The organism is Pseudoduganella rivuli (genome assembly GCF_009674485.1).
GTDB classification, from domain to species: Bacteria; Pseudomonadota; Gammaproteobacteria; order Burkholderiales; family Burkholderiaceae_D; genus Rugamonas; species Rugamonas rivuli_B.
This window is the reverse complement of the sequence record NZ_WKJJ01000025.1, coordinates 1-16,274: the sequence shown is the minus strand read 5'-3', so window position 1 is coordinate 16,274 and position 16,274 is coordinate 1. Positions and strand designations below refer to the sequence as shown.

At 64.2% G+C, this 16,274-nt stretch carries 15 protein-coding genes; 6 read left to right on the top strand and 9 right to left on the bottom strand.

Going from position 1 to position 16,274, the window contains the following annotated elements:
• A complete protein-coding gene (locus tag GJ700_RS36405; protein ID WP_443094169.1) occupies window positions 1–1,392 on the top strand; it encodes a methyl-accepting chemotaxis protein in 1,392 nt (463 codons plus the stop codon).
• 11 nt (window positions 1,393–1,403) lie between these two features.
• Here the strand turns inward: GJ700_RS36405 and GJ700_RS29660 are convergent, their stop codons facing one another.
• The 6 genes from GJ700_RS29660 to GJ700_RS29635 all read right to left on the bottom strand — a co-directional run bounded on the left by GJ700_RS29660 (window position 1,404) and on the right by GJ700_RS29635 (window position 5,948).
• Window positions 1,404–2,561, bottom strand: coding sequence for an iron-containing alcohol dehydrogenase (locus GJ700_RS29660; RefSeq protein WP_154380851.1), 1,158 nt, complete (start codon window positions 2,559–2,561; stop codon window positions 1,404–1,406).
• 68 nt (window positions 2,562–2,629) lie between these two features.
• Window positions 2,630–2,974 (bottom strand): hypothetical protein, encoded by a 345-nt coding sequence (locus GJ700_RS29655; protein ID WP_154380849.1) that lies wholly within the window; start codon window positions 2,972–2,974, stop codon window positions 2,630–2,632.
• A gap of 17 nt (window positions 2,975–2,991) precedes the next feature.
• Entirely contained in the window at window positions 2,992–4,302 is a 1,311-nt protein-coding gene (locus tag GJ700_RS29650) for an RNA polymerase sigma factor (RefSeq protein WP_371868197.1), read from the bottom strand.
• Window positions 4,299–5,006: a YciI family protein gene (locus GJ700_RS29645; protein WP_154380847.1), complete on the bottom strand. Its 708-nt coding sequence runs from the start codon at window positions 5,004–5,006 to the stop codon at window positions 4,299–4,301. The genes GJ700_RS29650 and GJ700_RS29645 overlap by 4 nt, the downstream gene beginning before the upstream one ends.
• Window positions 5,007–5,035: 29 nt before the next feature.
• Window positions 5,036–5,461, bottom strand: coding sequence for a YciI family protein (locus tag GJ700_RS29640; RefSeq protein ID WP_154380845.1), 426 nt, complete (start codon window positions 5,459–5,461; stop codon window positions 5,036–5,038).
• Window positions 5,462–5,471: 10 nt separating this feature from the next.
• The gene (locus GJ700_RS29635) at window positions 5,472–5,948 is read right to left on the bottom strand and encodes a VOC family protein (protein WP_154380843.1); all 477 of its coding nucleotides are present in this window, start codon (window positions 5,946–5,948) and stop codon (window positions 5,472–5,474) included.
• A 233-nt stretch (window positions 5,949–6,181) separates the two neighbouring features.
• Here GJ700_RS29635 and GJ700_RS29630 point away from each other — a divergent pair, with 233 nt between their 5' ends.
• The gene (locus GJ700_RS29630; RefSeq protein ID WP_154380841.1) at window positions 6,182–7,561 is read left to right on the top strand and encodes an MFS transporter; all 1,380 of its coding nucleotides are present in this window, start codon (window positions 6,182–6,184) and stop codon (window positions 7,559–7,561) included.
• 30 nt (window positions 7,562–7,591) lie between these two features.
• Here GJ700_RS29630 and GJ700_RS29625 read toward each other — a convergent pair whose 3' ends face one another.
• Complete coding sequence (locus GJ700_RS29625) at window positions 7,592–8,962, bottom strand: ATP-binding protein (protein WP_154380839.1); 1,371 nt, start codon at window positions 8,960–8,962, stop codon at window positions 7,592–7,594.
• Window positions 8,963–8,975: 13 nt separating this feature from the next.
• Entirely contained in the window at window positions 8,976–9,734 is a 759-nt protein-coding gene (gene ompR, locus GJ700_RS29620; protein WP_308700723.1) for an osmolarity response regulator transcription factor OmpR, read from the bottom strand.
• Window positions 9,735–9,902: 168 nt separating this feature from the next.
• On the opposite strand from ompR, the gene GJ700_RS29615 reads away from it, so the two are divergent.
• From GJ700_RS29615 to GJ700_RS36160, 3 genes are all read left to right on the top strand, one after another.
• Entirely contained in the window at window positions 9,903–10,286 is a 384-nt protein-coding gene (locus GJ700_RS29615; RefSeq protein WP_229507323.1) for a hypothetical protein, read from the top strand.
• A gap of 217 nt (window positions 10,287–10,503) precedes the next feature.
• Window positions 10,504–12,441 (top strand): flagellar assembly protein A, encoded by a 1,938-nt coding sequence (locus GJ700_RS29610; protein ID WP_154380837.1) that lies wholly within the window; start codon window positions 10,504–10,506, stop codon window positions 12,439–12,441.
• 3 nt (window positions 12,442–12,444) lie between these two features.
• On the top strand, window positions 12,445–14,325 hold the full coding sequence (locus GJ700_RS36160) for a flagellar assembly protein A (RefSeq protein ID WP_371868196.1): 1,881 nt from the start codon (window positions 12,445–12,447) through the stop codon (window positions 14,323–14,325).
• 8 nt (window positions 14,326–14,333) lie between these two features.
• Here GJ700_RS36160 and GJ700_RS29600 read toward each other — a convergent pair whose 3' ends face one another.
• Complete coding sequence (locus GJ700_RS29600) at window positions 14,334–15,407, bottom strand: HDOD domain-containing protein (RefSeq protein ID WP_154380835.1); 1,074 nt, start codon at window positions 15,405–15,407, stop codon at window positions 14,334–14,336.
• Window positions 15,408–15,571: 164 nt separating this feature from the next.
• Here GJ700_RS29600 and GJ700_RS29595 point away from each other — a divergent pair, with 164 nt between their 5' ends.
• Complete coding sequence (locus tag GJ700_RS29595; protein WP_229507322.1) at window positions 15,572–16,054, top strand: chemotaxis protein CheW; 483 nt, start codon at window positions 15,572–15,574, stop codon at window positions 16,052–16,054.
• The last annotated feature ends 220 nt before the right edge of the window (window positions 16,055–16,274 follow it).

Here is a 16,274-nt window from a genome sequence, read left to right as displayed (position 1 = left end):
GTGATCGAAGGGCAGCAGCGCGTCATCGACGCGGCCAACCATGGCGACTTCAATGCCCGCATCAACCTGGACGGGTTGCTGGGCTTCCAGAAAGACCTGGGCGACGGCTTGAACCAGTTGATGGCCACCACCGGCGCATCGATTGCCGACGTGGTGCGCGTGATGAGCGCCTTGTCCGAGGGCGATTTGAGCAAGCGGATCGACCAGCCGTACCAGGGCGCGTTCGATGAATTGAAGCGCTATGCCAACAATACTGTCGACAAGCTGAACCAGGTGATCGATGGCCAGAAGCGCGTGGTCGAAGCGGCCAACCACGGCGACTTTACCGCGCGCATCGACCTGGCAGGCTTGCAGGGATTCCAGCGCGAGCTGGGCGATGGCTTGAACCGGCTGATGGTGACGACCGGCGCATCGATCGACGACGTGGTGCGCGTGATGGGGGCGCTGGCCGAAGGCGACTTGAACAAGACCATCGACAAGCAATATGAAGGCAGTTTCGGCGAACTGAAGTCGTATGCGAATAATACGGTGTCCAAGCTGTTGCAGGTGGTCACCGAAGTCAACGATGGTGCGCAGGCGCTGGCCAGCGCGTCCGAACAAGTGTCGGCCACGGCGCAGGCGCTGTCGCAGGCGTCGAGCGAACAGGCCGCCAGCGTCGAGGAAACCAGCGCGTCACTGGAACAGATGACGGCGTCGATTTCGCAAAACACGGACAACGCCAAGGTCACCGACGGCATGGCGGCCAAGGCGGCGCTGGAAGCGACCGAAGGGGGCGATGCCGTCAACGCCACGGCGTCGGCCATGAAACAGATCGCCACTAAGATCGGCATCATCGACGATATCGCGTATCAAACCAATTTGCTGGCGCTGAATGCGGCCATTGAAGCGGCGCGCGCGGGCGAACACGGTAAAGGCTTTGCCGTGGTGGCCGCCGAAGTGCGCAAGCTGGCCGAACGTTCGCAGGTGGCGGCGCAGGAAATCGGCGAAGTGGCCAGCAGCAGCGTGGAACTGGCGCAGCGCGCCGGCCAGTTGCTGGGCCAGATGGTGCCGAACATCAAGCGCACGTCGGACCTGGTGCAGGAAATTTCCGCCGCGTCGACCGAGCAGTCGTCGGGCGTGGCGCAAATCAATTCCGCCGTGCTGCAACTGTCGCAGACCACGCAGCAAAATTCCGCCAGTTCGGAAGAGCTGGCGGCCACGGCGGAGGAAATGAGCGGACAGGCGGAACAGTTGCAGCGCGTGATGTCGTTCTTCCGCATCGACCAGGCCGGGCAGCGTGAAGTTGTGTCGAAAGTGCGCAAGGGATCGGCGGCGAGGGCGCCGATCCGCAAGGTGGTGGGTCAGCAGCCGATGCCGCTGGACACGGACGAAGCGAACTTCGCCCGGTTCTGAGCCGGGCGTCCTTAGCGGCTCAGTTCCAGCGCGGCGCGGCTGGCGTCCGCATCGACGTCGCGGTGCTCGCCCAGCTTGACCATGCGGTGTTCGACCAGGCGCGCCACCACGGCATCGATGGCGCCGCCATCCAGTCCGTAATCGGACAAACGGGTTTTCACGCCCATCTGTTCGAAGAAGCCGCGCGTGCGTTCGATCGCTTGCGCAATGCGCTCGTCTTCGCCGCCTTCCGTGATGTTCCAGACACGGGCCGCATATTGCAGCAGCTTGGCGCGCTTGGCGTCCCGGCGCACGCCCAGGATGCCGGGCAATACCACGGCCAGCGTTTGCGCATGGTCCAGCCCGTACAGCGCCGTCAGTTCATGGCCGATCATGTGGGTGGCCCAGTCTTGCGGCACGCCGACGCCGATGATGCCGTTCAGCGCCATCGTCGCGCACCACATGATGTTGGCGCGCACGTCGAGGTTTTCCGGTTCCGCCAGCGTGCGGGGACCTTGCTCCACCAGCGTTTGCAAGATGCCTTCGGCCCAGCGGTCCTGCAGCGGCGCGTCGACCGGGTAGGTCATGTACTGTTCCATCGTGTGCACGAACGCATCGACCACGCCGTTGCCGACCTGGCGCAGTGGCAGGGTGAAGGTTTTCGACGGGTCCAGCACGGAGAATTTCGGGAACACGGCGCGGTGCATGAAGGCGCGCTTCTGCTGTGTGGCCGCGCGCGTGATGACGCTGGCCGCGTTCATTTCGGAACCGGTGGCCGGCAACGTCAGCACGGCGCCGAAGGGCAGGGCGGACGTGATGGTTTTGCCGCCTTTTTCCAGGATCAGCCACGGATCGCCGTCATGCTGCGCCGCCGCCGCGACGAACTTGGTGCCGTCGATGACGGAACCGCCGCCCACGGCCAGCAGGAAATCGATGTTTTCCGCCTTGACGATGTCGACCGCCTTCATCAGGGTTTCATAGTGCGGGTTCGGTTCGATGCCCGCGAATTCGATGACCGTGTGGCCCGACAGTGCAGCCTTCACTTCGTCGTAGACGCCGTTGCGCTTGATGCTGCCGCCGCCATACAGCATCAGCACGCGCGCGCCGGCCGGCACCAGCGGCGTGATGGCCGCGATCTGGCCCTGGCCGAACAGGATCTGTGTGGGATTGTAAAAATCAAAATTGAACAAGGCTGCCTCCCGGTTGGTAAGGCAGCTATTATCGCGCAAGCGGGAAAACCGTGCGCGCTGCCAGGCAGCTAGACCAGGACCTCGGCCGCCGCCACGTTCATCGGATGCACCTTCTGCACCACGCACGCATCGAGCTGCAACGCCAGGTGATGGACGAAGGAGACGGTTTCGCTGTCGATGCCGGGAAAGTACAGGCGGCCCTGCGTGATTTGCACCGGCAACTGTTGTCCGGAACTGTGGCCCAGCCAGATATAGACATTGGCCGCGTCCAGCTCCACGTCGCCAATATAGATGTGGCAATCGAGGGAGCGGTCGGGCAGGGTGAAATCGGCGCGCTGCGCGATCAGGCTCTCCCACTGCGCAAGCGTCACCGGCGGATGACGCACGATATACAGTTCGTCGAAGTATTCCATGCCGCCATGATAGCGTGTTACGGCAGCGCCGGCACGCAGGCGGCGGCACGGGCCAGCAGCAAATCGCGTTCCCGTTGGTTTTGCGCCAGTGCGGCGGCCCGTTCGAATTCGCCGCGCGCTTCGGCAATCCGGCCCAGCTTGAACAGGAAATCGCCCCGCACGCTGGGCAGTAAGTGATAATTTTTCAATGCCGGCTCGTCCAGCAGCGTATCGGCCACTTCCAGCCCCGTTTCCGGGCCAAACGCCATCGACAGCGCCACCGCGCGGTTCAGTTCCACCACGGGCGACGGCGCCAGCTGGGCCAGGCCGTCGTACAAGGCGGCAATGCGGCCCCAGTCGGTATCGGCGGCGCGGCGCGCCCGCGCATGGCAAGCCGCGATCGCCGCCTGCAGCGCATACGGGCCCAGTCCCCGCTGCTGGCGCGTGCACAGCGCTTCGGCGCGGGCCAGCGCGGCCAGGCCGCGGCGGATCAACAGCTGGTCCCAGCGCGAGCGGTCCTGGTCCAGCAACAGCACGGGATTGCCCTGCGTATCGACGCGGGCCCGCATGCGCGACGACTGGATTTCCATCAGCGCGGCCAGCCCGTGCACTTCCGGTTCCAGAGGCGCCAGGCCGGCCAGCACGCGGCCCAGCCGCAGCGCTTCTTCGCACAGCGTGGGCCGCATCCAGTCGGCGCCCGCGCTGGCCGCATAGCCTTCGTTATAGATCAGGTAGATCACTTGCAGCACGGCGGCCAGCCGTTCGCCCAGTTCCGGGCCGCGCGGCACGTCGAACGGCACCTTGGCTTCGGCCAGCGTGCGCTTGGCGCGCACGATGCGCTGCGCCACCGTGGGTTCCGGCACAAAGAAGGCGCGCGCGATTTCATCGGTGGTGAGGCCGCCCAGCAGGCGCAGGGTCAGCGCCACCCGCGCTTCCATCGACAGCAGCGGGTGGCAGGAGATGAAGACCAGGCGCAGCAAGTCGTCGCCGATGTTGTCGTCCAGCGCCTGCTCGACGGACAGCGCCACGTCCGGCACCGTGTCTTGCAGCTGGCCTTCGATTTCGTACGTGAGCTCGAATTCCTTGTCCTGCTGCAGCTGGCGGTGCCGCAGCAAGTCCAGCGCGCGGTTTTTCGCCACCGCCATCAGCCACGCGGCGGGATTGTCCGGCGTGCCTGTTTCCGGCCATTTTTCCATGGCCGCCACCAGCGCATCCTGGGCGATTTCCTCCGCTTCGCCCACGCCGCGCAGCATGCGCGCCACCACGGCGATGATGCGCGCGGATTCGATGCGCCAGACAGCCTCGATGGTGCGGCGGATGTCGCGCTGCGTACCTTGCTGGGCGCTCACGCCTGGGCGGGAAGATGCACGGTGCGCAATTCCACTTCCAGCGCATCGGGATGGGGGAACGGATAGTTGCGTACCCAGTCCATCGCCTGTTCCAGCGTATCGGCCTGGATCAGCCAGTAGCCGGCGATCAGTTCCTTGACTTCGGCAAACGGGCCGTCGATGAATGAGGGCTTGCCGCCGGAAAATTTCACGCGGCCGCCCCGGGCCGTGGATTTCAATCCTTCGCCGGCCAGCGCGATACCGGCCTGGATGCCGGCCTGGTTGGCGCGGTTCATGGTGTCGATCACGGACGGCGGCGGTTCCAGGTCCGCTTCGCTGCCGGCGTCGGAGCGCAGCAGCACGGCATAGGCCTTGCCGCGCGGGGTTTCCCCCGTATCGAAACCGACGCAGCCGCCGGGGCAGCCCGCTTCCCGTACTTCCAGCACGGCGTCGCCTTCGCCGTCGGCCGTCGGCCAGCCGGCCGCCCAGGCCAGCGCCTGTTCGCGGCTGTCCGCTTCGATGAAGGTATAGCCGGCCACCAATTCATCCGTGGGTGCAAACGGCGCCGGCGTCACGCTCCACTGGCCCGCGGCGCGCGCCATGCGCACGCCGGAGGCCGAGGGATGCAGCCATTTCGCGGCAGGCACGGCCTGCACCAGTTGCGGCGGCGGAAAGCCTTCCGCTTCCGTGCCCTGGTCGGCCCTGCGCAAAATCATGAATTGCATTGCATCCCCCTGTGGTGTGTGTTGGTGGTTCAGGCGTTGGCGGCCGCCTTCGCCATGGTGCGCGCTTCCTGCTCGCGTAATTCCGGTGTGAATTCGGCGCCGAAATCCTCGGGATCGAAGACCTGGCGGATTTCAATGTCGGAATCGCTTTCCATCGGGTTGGGGCAGCGCTTGACCCACTCGATGGCTTCGTCCAGCGACTTTACCTGAATCAGCCAGAATCCGGCGATCAATTCCTTGGTTTCCGAGAACGGGCCGTCCACCACGGTGCGCTTGTTGCCGGAAAAGTGGACGCGCACTCCTTTCGAGCTGGGGTGCAGGCCTTCGCCGGCCAGCAGCACGCCCGCGTTGGCCAGTTCTTCATTGTATTTACCCATTGCCGTCAGCAAGGCTTCGCTGGGCATCTTGCCGGCTTCCGATTCCGGGCTGGCTTTCACGATGATCATAAAACGCATGGCAGTCTCCTTATTGGCCTGGGCAGCCCGGGGTTTGCTTTTTCATTTCTTCCTGCATCTGTTCCGGCGTCAGGTCGCGCTGGTGGGTGGCGATCGACCAGGTATGGCCGAACGGGTCGGTGACCTGGCCATAGCGGTCGCCCCAGAACATGTCGGCCGGCGGCATCTTGGCCGTGGCGCCCGCTTCGACGGCGCGCTTGAACCACGCGTCGGCATCTTCCACGTACAGGTGCATGACGACAGGGGAGCCTTTCAGCGCTTTCGGGCCGAGGCTGCCCCAGTCGGGGAAATCGTCGACCAGCATGACAAACGCGTTGCCGATCTGGATCATGGCGTGCATCAGTTTGCCGTCCGGGCCGGGCATGCGGCCCAGTTCAACGGCGCCAAACGCCTTCTTATAGAACTCGATCGCGTTGGCGGCGCCTTCGCAGACGAGGTGCGGGGTGACGGTGGAAAAACCGGCAGGAATCGGGGCAACTTGGGTCATGACTATCTCCTTTAAAAGTAGGGAATCAGAGCGCATGGTTATTCAGACAAGTCCGGGCGCTCATACTCACACGACGTGCGGCGAAATGCCAGATCGACACGGCAGAAAAAAATATTTGTGGTTTTCTTGCGGCGCGTGCATTTAGGTTGTACGATGACATACAACTGATCGTGCCATGCACACCCCGTGGAGACCGGGGCGGATCGTCAACCATAACCACAAAGTGATCGACCATGAACCTGAGCGAGCCCGTCAATCAGCAAGTCCTCGGTAAATACCGCTGGACTATCTGTGCGCTGCTGTTTTTTGCCACCACCGTCAATTACCTGGACCGCCAGGTCCTGAGCCTGCTGGCGCCGGACTTGTCGAAGGAATTCGGCTGGTCCAATTCCGACTACGCCAATATCACGGCCGTGTTCCAGTTCGTGTATGCGATCTCGATGCTGTTTGCCGGCCGCGTGGTGGACCGCATGGGCACCAAGCAGGCGTACATCCTGGCCATCGTGGTCTGGTCGCTGGGCGCCGTGCTGCACGCGTATTCGGTGCCGATGGGCGAGGGCGTGGCGGCGGTGCTGGGTGCGTTCGGCATGGCCGCCGTGCCGGTGTCGATCGCCGGCTTCATGCTGTCGCGCGCCGTGCTGGCCGTGGGCGAGGCGGGCAACTTCCCGGCCGCCATCAAGGCCACGGCGGAATACTTTCCCAAGAAAGAACGTTCATTCGCCACCGGTATCTTCAATTCCGGCGCCAACGTGGGCGCCATCCTGGCCCCGCTGACGGTGCCGTGGATCGCGCTGAACTGGGGCTGGCAAGCCGCCTTCATCGTGATCGGCGTGGTCGGCTTTGCGTGGATGGTGGCGTGGCAACTGATGTTCGATACACCGGAAAAGAAACTCGGCGCGGCGGAACTGGCGTATGTGCGCAGCGATGCGGTCGCGCCGTCCACCGCCCAGCCTGCCGCGCAGGGTGCCAAAGTGCCGTGGACCCGCTTGTTCGGTTACCGCCAGACGTGGGCCTTCGTGACCGGCAAATTCCTCACCGATGGCGTGTGGTGGTTTTTCCTGTTCTGGCTGCCGAAATACCTGTCGGCGCAATACGGCATGGGCAAGGCCGACATCGTGGTGCCGCTGGCCGTGCTGTACAGCATGACGATGATCGGCAGTATCGGCGGCGGCTGGTTCCCTGCTTACTTCATGAACAAGGGCATGAATCCGTATGACGGCCGCATGCGCGCCATGCTGGTGATTGCGCTGTTCCCGCTGGTGGTGCTGCTGGCGCAGCCGCTGGGTTATATCAGCTACTGGGTGCCCGTGCTGCTGATCGGTATCGGCGCTTCCGCCCACCAGGCGTGGTCGGCCAACATCTTCACCACCGTGTCGGACATGTTCCCGCAAAAGACCGTGGCGTCAGTGGTGGGGATCGGCGGCATGGCGGGCGGCCTGGGCGGCGTGCTGGTGTCCAAGCTGGGCGGCTGGCTGTTCGACTACTACGGCGCGCAAAACCAGATCGCCACCGGCTACATGATCATGTTCTCGATCTGCGCGCTGGCTTACCTGGTGGCGTGGAGCATCATGAAGGCGCTGGTGCCGCACCATAAGGAAATCACGGACTTGTAATTGTCCGGTTGACGTAACGAAGGCGCGCCGTCACAGCGCCTTCATCGTGATCTGGAACACCAGCCCGCCGCCGTCGCGGTTCTTGACATGGAGTTCGGCGCCGTGGCGCTGCAGCACGCGGTCGACGATGGCCAGGCCCAGGCCGGCGCCGTTTGCCTGGCTGCGGGCGGTATCGAGGCGCGTAAACGGCTTCAGCAATTGCGCGATCTGTTCATCCGGCACGCCGGTGCCATGGTCTTGCACTTCGATCGTCACGCGCTTGAACGCGCCCATGCCTTTGACGTCGCAGCGGACGTCGATTTCCGTGACGTCCTGGCCCGGCGTCTTGCCGTAGCGGCGTGCATTTTCCACCAGGTTGTTCAGCACCCGCTTCAAATCCGTGCCGTTGCCCAGCACGTGCGCCCGCTCATCGATCTGCGTGGTGATCTTCACGTCCGGCAGGCGCGCCGCCTCGTTGGCGGTTTCCTGCAGCAGCGCCGCGATATCGACGTTGACGAAGCTGGACGCTTCCGTCGGCTTTGCGTAATCGAGGAACTGGCCGATGATGGCGTCCATTTGCGCGATATCGGACTGGATGCCGTCGCGCGCTTCCGCCGACAGGTTGGCCATTTCCACTTCCAGCCCCATGCGCGCCAGCGGCGTGCGCAAGTCGTGTGAAATGCCGGCCAGGATCACGGCGCGGTCCGATTCCACCTGCGCCAGGTCTTCCACCATCTGGTTGAAGCTGCGGTTGGCCTGGGCGATTTCCGCCGGCCCCTTTTCCGGCAGCGGATCGGGACGGCGGCCTTCGGCCACGTCGCGCGTGGCCGTGGTCAGGCGCGCCAGCGGCTGGTTGATCAGGCTGGAAATCAGCGCCGCGCCCAGCAGCGACAGCACGGACACCACGCCGGCCCAGCCCAGCCACTGGATACCCGTCAGGCCGCCGATGCGTTCGCGCTCCAGCATCAGCCAGTAACTGTCGTCGCCGATATTGAAACTGACCCAGAAGCCGGGCATGCCGTTGACGCTGGACGAAAAGCGCGTGTGCGGGCCCAGCTTGGCTTTCACCAGCGCTTCGATTTCCGGCATCAGCGCGTTATCGGGCGGCGGCTCGACTTCATCGTCGTCTTCCAGCGTGAAAATGCGGATGCCTTCGTTCGACACCAGTTCGAACAGCAATTCGCGCCGCAATTCGGGCGCCGAATGGGTCAGGGCCGCATGCGTGATGGTGACGACGGAAATCACCTGGGCGGAGATTTGCTGCACTTGCGGTTCGCGCTGCACCACGCTGATCATGTAGACCCAGGCCGACATCGACAGCGTGGTGAGCACGCCCAGCAGCAGGAAGGTGCGCCAGAACAGGCCGCTTTTCAGGGCGGCCAGCGACAGCAGGCGGGATAAGCGGGACAAACGGGAACCCATCGTTGCCGCCCGGTCAGCGCGGCTGGCCCTCCGGGATGAACACATAGCCCAGGCCCCACACGGTCTGGATGTACAGCGGGCTGGACGGGTCCGGTTCGATCAGTTTGCGCAGGCGGGAAATCTGCACGTCCAGCGAACGGTCGAACACTTCGTATTCGCGGCCGCGCGCCAGTTCCATCAGTTTTTCGCGCGACAGCGGCTGGCGCGCATGGCGCGCAAACACTTTCAGTACGGAGAATTCACCCGTGGTCAGCGGCACGGTTTCGCCGTTTTTCTTCAGGGTGCGCGTGCCCAGGTCCAGCACGAACTGGCCGAATTCAAAGGTTTGCGGCGTTTCCGACGGCGCGCCCGGAATTTCGTCCGGTTGCTTGCGGCGCAGCACGGCGCCGATGCGGGCCACCAGTTCGCGGGGATTGAACGGCTTCGGCAGGTAATCGTCGGCGCCCATTTCCAGGCCGACGATGCGGTCCACATCCTCGCCCTTGGCCGTCAGCATGATGATCGGCGTCTGGTCGCCGGCGCCGCGCAGGCGGCGGCAGATCGACAAGCCATCTTCGCCCGGCAGCATCAAATCCAGCACCAGCAAGTCATAGCGCTCACGCAGCCACAGCTTGTTCATGGCGGTGGCGTTTTCCGCCGTGAAGACATTGAAGCCTTGCTCCGTCAGGTAGCGGCGCAGCAAATCGCGCAGGCGGACGTCGTCGTCGACCACCATGATCTTGGCTTGGTGGCCCGGGGTGGTGTTGCCTGGTTCGTTAGGAGTCGTCATCATGGTTCTGGAATTGTGTAAAACGTACTTGCTATGGTAACGTCATATTGGCTTGGAGCAAACGTTCGCACCAACCCATTACAAATCGTTACAAACTTTACCCTATAGGCATTACCCTGTGCGGCAATTGCCCATACACTGCGAACTACGGTGGCAAGAAAGAGGAAATCCATGAACAAGCACTCCCACAAATCGAACCAGGCACAGCAGGCCACTGCGCATGTGCCGCCGTTCGGCCGCGTTGCGGTGGGTGCGCTGGTGGTTTCCTGCACCTTGCTGGCCGCCGCGGCGCCGGCCCACGCATTCGGCCCTGGCGACCGCGAACCGCCCCGGCGCGAAGAACGCGATACCCGGGACAACCGCAGCGACCGTGAACGCGAACGCGACAACCGCGCGTTCGAACGCGCGGAAGAACGCCGCCGCATCATGCAGGAATCCGGCAATAGCGACATGTCGCGCCGCGTCGACCGCATGACGGCCGACGAACGCCGCGACCTGCGCCGCCAGATCAACGAAGCGGGCCAGGAAATTTATGTCCGCCCGCAGCGCCGCTGATTTTCTCTGCTCTTTCACGCCATCCCGCTCAGCTTGACATAGTTCCGCCACGGATGGCGCCGCCGACTGGCGGCGCTTCCGCCATCGGCGTAGCATTGATGCATCACTTTTGACTTTTTCCCTGCTGCTTGACGTACCTGTAATATTTATTCCTTGCAAGAATGTTGCTTGCAACGGATGATATTGGCGCCGGTATTGGCCCTGTCAGGAGGATCTTGTGGTAGACAAAGCAGCTGAAGCCGCCGCTACAGCTTTGCCCAATGGCGTGTCCATGCGCCAGGATGGCGTGTACCTCGATGTTTCGCTGCCGCCATCGCAACTGGGGGCGGCCGTGTCGCAAATCTTCGCCGCCGGTTCGTTCCTGGTGGAGCTCGATTATCCCGCGTTCATCCGCGCGCTGTTCCAGGTCGGGCCGCCGTTGCCGCCCGGCTTGCCCGGCGACACGTGCGTGCGGGTCGCGTCCGCCATCCAGAAATTCGACCCGCGCCGCCAGGCCCTGTACCGGGGCATGAAAATGGGGCGGGGCCTGGCGGAATACGTATTTGAACCGCTGTTCTTTGAAGAGCAGGAATTGCCGGACGGCACCATCATCCCGGAAACCCCCGTCAAGCTGGATTTCGATGAATTCGTCGCCGACATGTGGATCAAAGGCGTGCGCTACGGCATCGAAGAGCAGACTGTGCGCAACGGCATCAATGCCGCCAAGGGTGACCGCGTGACCGTGGCGCGCCGTCTCGAGCCGGAACCGTCGATCGATGCGCACGTGGTGGAAGTGTCGCAAGACTTGCACCGCAGCGACGCGCCGAAAGCCCGGGCCGACGGCCGCATCGACTTGCACAGTTTCCAGAACCGTTTTCCGCAAATCCGCAAGGGCATGCGCCTGCTGCGCAAGATGCCCGGCGTGCAGGGCGCGCGCGGGCTGGAAGTAACGGGCACGGTGCTGCTCTCGGCGCCGCCGGCCGACCTGGATTTCCGCCGCTGGATCGGCGAGGGTACCAGCATCGACCGGGGCGAGCAGGGCGAATACCTGGTGGCGGACAAGGATGGCTTCCTCGACGTCGACGCCAAGGCAGGCACCATTTCCGTGCGCGACAAGATCGTCAGCCGCGAAGGCGTCAGCGGCCGCACCACGGGCAACCTGGAACTGGCGGGCGCATTCGAGGAATTCGGCGACGTGCAGGAAATGCGCGACGTGCATGGCAGTGACATCACGATCCGTGGCAACGTGTTTGGCAACATCCATTCCACCGGCGGCGAGATCCTGCTGGGCGGAAATGTCGTGGGCGGCAGCGCCATCAACGCCAGGGGCGACATCAAGGTCAAGGGCGTCGCATCCGGCGCCACCTTGCACACGAAAGAAGGAGAAATCGTCCTGAAAGGGCGGGCCGAAAATTGCGTCATCATCGGCACCAGGGTCACGATCGAGGAAGCGTCGAATTGCGACATCATGGCCGATGAAGTGCACATCGTGCTGGCCGAAGGGTGCGCGGTGGCGGCGCGCAGTATCGATATCGACAGCGCCGGGCCGCGCCGCCAGACGGAAATGCTGGCCCTGGTGCAGATTCCCGACACCACGGTGCTCGATGCGCAACTGACCGAACTGGAAGGCAAGGTGGGGGCGCTGGAAGGCTACCGTGCGCAATTCCAGCGCGAAGCGGAGCAGATCACGTCGGTGCCGCAAGTGCGCGCCTACATGAACCTGACCGCCCGCCTGCGCAAGGGTGAAGCGACCCTGACGCCGGAACAGGCGCCGCAACTGAAGAAGATGGCGGCGCTGGTGGAGCCGCAACTGAAGCAGGTCGGCCAGTTGTTGCAAAAAATGAAAGCGGCGGAATCGCAGGTGGCGGTGCGGCGCGCGCAACTGGCAGAAGTCCGCAAGCAAAAGGACGAACTGGTTGCGCAAGCCCACTGTACAATCAAGATGGTGTCGGGTGACGTGACCGTACGCAGCCTGGCGTTGACGCCGGGGGCGCCGGCCGCCGCGACGCTGGCGCCCAAGGACGTGCGGCCTTTCCTGCGTGGCCCGCTGCCTGCCGCCACGGTGATTTTTTCCGACAGCATGGGCTCGGTGAGTTGGGTGTGCCGCCCTGACGCCGCGCCGGCAGCGCAGCCTGCCCAGGCGGAGGATATGGCAGACCCGGCGGAAGAGGAGTAAACGGTGGCGGAACATGTGAAGGCCGTTGTCATGCCCTCCGAAGGCGAATTGCCCTCGTCGCTGGTGCAGCGCGACGACGGCGTGTATTTCCGCGCCGATGCGACCGGGGCGGCGTGCCAGGCTGCCGTCAACCAGGTCTTTCTTTCCAACGGTTATTTTTCCGGACTCGATTACGCGGTCTTCATCCGCGTGCTGTATGACGCCGGCGCGGAATTGCCCGCCGCGCTGAAGGGCCAGGAACTGGTGCGCTTTGCCGACACCGTGCTGCCGTTCCATGCGCAGCGGCGCGAATTGTACAAATCCGTCCGCATCATCAATGGCGAAGCGGAGTATTACTTCGAACCCGTCTTCTTCACGGTGCCTGACATGCCGCCGACGCCCGCGCGCCTGAATTTCGACGAATTCGTGGCCGACATGTGGGTCAAGGGCATCCGCTTCGGCATCGATGCGCCAGCCGTGAAAGCCACCATCGCCGGCGGCCGGGTCACGCGCCTGATCGCCGCGCGCCGCCTGAATGCGACGCCGGGACGCGATGCCGTCATCGTCGAAGTCGCGCAAAACATCCACCGCAGCAACGCTCCCCGCGAAATGGCGAACGGCCGTTTCGACCTGCACACGTTCCAGAACCGATTTCCGCAAATGCCGCCCCACGTGCGGCTGCTGCGCAAGGTGCCGCGCGTGCCCGGCATCCGTGGCTACGAATTGTCCGGCATCCCGCTGGAACCGCCGCAGCCGCGCGATGTCGACCTGGCCGCCATGGCGGGTCCCGGCACGGCGGTGGAAGAAGCCAACGGCGTGGAATTCCTGGTGTCGACCACCGAAGGTTTCCTGTCGATCGATGGCAGCAAGCGCGTTTCCATCGGTCCCAAGATCGTCAGCCGCGAAGGCGTCAGCGTGCGCACCACGGGCAATTTGCAACTGACGGGCGAATACGAGGAATTCGGCGAAGTGCAGGAACAGCGCAGCGTCGATGGCGGCAACATCACGATCCACGGCGACGTGTTTGGCAACATCAATTCGCGCGGCGGCGTCATCAGCCTGCGGCGCAACCTGATGAGCGGCACGGCCGCCAATGCGGATGGCGACATTGAAGTGAAAGGCGTGGCGTCCGCCTCCGTGGTGCAAACCAGGAAGGGCACGGTCACGCTGGGCCGCGCGGAAAGCTGCGTCATCACCGGCACCCGGGTCGTGATCGGCGAAGCGTCGAACTGCGAAATCATGGCCGACGAAGTGGAAATCAAGACGGCCGAGGGTTGCGCGATTGCCGCGCGCCGCATCGCCATTGGCCGCGCGGGACCGCGCCGGCAAATTGAAATGCTGCTGTTCCCGCTGGTACCCGATACGTCCAAGTACGACAAGAACATCGCGGAACTGGAAGAAAAGGCGGCGCGCCATGCCGCCGCCGCGGCGAAGGTCAAGTCGGAAATCGACGCCATCACCAACGAGCCGGACGTACGCAATTACCTGACCCTGGCCACCCGCGTGCGCAAGCAGGAAGTGGTGCTGACGCCGGAACAGCTGGCGCTGTTCCAGAAAATGGCGGTGCAGGTGGGCCCGGCGCTGCGCACGGTGGGCAAACTGTCGCTGGGCGTGAAGGAAGCGCAGGCGGAGCAGGCCAAAGTCCAGGAACTGGCGGCGCAGGTGCGCCAGCGCAAGCGGGAAGTGGCGGGGCAGGGTATGTGCAAGGTCGACATGGTGACGGGCGACACGGTGGTGCGCACCATGGAATACAACCCGGACCATGGCGCCGCGTACGACCAGCCGGCCAAGGACATCAAGGCCCGGCTGCGCGCCGCCACGCACCGCACGGCGCCGGTGTTCTCGGGCAGCGCCGGAATGGTGGACTGGAGCTCGGCCGGTCTGCCGGCGCCCGCTTCCAGCTGATCCTTGCGTTACTGGTAATTCCCCGACGTCTTCACGATACCCGGATAGCACGCCTGCACGCTGGCGGACAGGCCGTCGAACAAGCCTTCTTCCTGCGCCGACACCTTGCCCTGTTCCGCCAGGATTTTCACCTTGCACAGGTATTCGGCCTGCGCCAGCAGGCGGCCCATGGCGGACATGGCGGCCCCTTTGCGCACCGCCACCTGTTCGGTCAGCGCCTGGCTGACGGCGTCCGGGAAGCGCCACTCTTTGGCGATGCCGGAGGCGACCAGCCGCGCCGCCGGCGCCAGGCGCGCCGTGAAAGCTGTGCTGCCGAGGCGCTCGCCATCCCTGGCGTTGCGGTCCATCATGCCCAGCGAGACCATCAGGCCGGCATTCTGCACCAGCCCGGCCAGGAAAGCGTCCAGCGGTTCCACGCCGAATTCCGGCGCCAGCTTGCGGCACAGGTGGGCGCAACGCTCCGAATGGTCCCAGATGCGGGGCGCGATGCGCCGCGTGTGGGGCCCGGCATTGAGGTCGATGATGGGGCGGAATGCCACGGAGGTGACCAGTTGCCGCAAGCCTTCCTGGCCGATCACCAGCACGGCGTTTTGCACGCTGGCGACGGGTTGCCCGGACGCCAGCGCGGAACTGTTGGCGAGGCGGATCACTTCCGCCACCATCACCACGTCGCTGGAAATCTTGCGCGCGATGTCCGCGCCGGAAAACGTTTCACTGCGCAAGCTTTGCAGCAATTGCGGCACCACGCCGGGCATGCGGCGCATCAGGTCCGCGCCGGAGTGCTGCGAGCGGGCGATGGCGTTCAACGCTTCCAGCACCCGCGCTTCGGCCGCGCCGCTATCGGCGTCGGCATGGCCGTCGCGCCAGGCGCCGAACAGCCAGTCGGCAAAGGCGGTGTCGATGCGTTCTTTTTGCTGGTACGCGGGAGCGGCGGCAGGCTCGGCAGTGGTGCCGTTGACAGTCATGTCCGCGGCGTCCGCAACATCCCCGGCGTCTTCCTGCGGCGGCGTTTCCGCCACGGCGGGGGCTGGCGTTTCAGGCTGGCCGGCGTCTCCGAGCAAGCGCTTGAGCCACTGGTACATGCATGCCTTTCAGGGAGGGATGGCGTAGGTCGCAATCCATTGTACCGGCTCTTTGCTCGAATGCAATCGCTCCGCCGTCACGGGGCTTTTGTTGCGCACAATCAATTTGTTGCAGCTAGGCACGGTTAGCATGGTTCCAACGCGTGACTCACAGCGAAAGGAACATGATGCTCACCTCCAAGATGCCTGGCGCCGCCAGGGCCGTCCTGCGGCAATACCTGAGTTTCCGCCTGGGCGGACTGGAATATGCGCTTGATTACCGCAACGTGCGCGAATTGCGGCCCTTGTCCGCCATGGACCGCTTTGCCGAGGATGGCACCCTGCTCAACGGCGTGGCCATGTCGCGCGGTGTGATCATGCCCATCGTCGACATGCGCATTGCCTTCGGTCCCCGTCCGCCACAGCACGACCCGCGCACGGATGTCATCGTTCTGCAATTAACGAACTGCGTGATGGGGATGGTGACGGATGGCGTCACGGATGTGGTGCTGCTCGATGACAAAAGCATCCAGCCGATGCCGGGCGCGGCGCGCGACGTGGATTACCTGCTGGGGATCGGTGAGACGGCGGCGGGGCGGCGGCTGATCGTGGTCGACATCGACAAATTGATGGCGATCCGGCGCGGGCGGGAATTGCATGCCGCGTAACGGCATGCAACCCAACCACGTCACTCTATGCGAGGGCACGAATGCGTAGGGCGGGTTTTATAAACCCGCCGTGCGTGCGTCAACGCGGCGCAAGCAGGCGGCTTTGTAAAAGCCGCCCTTCTATGAAGTTTGTCCAGGTACGTCAGCAAATTCTTTCCAAACTGTGCTCCGCCTATTCGCCGACTGGCCCGGGGTCAAGGGTGTATCTTCCTTGACGCCG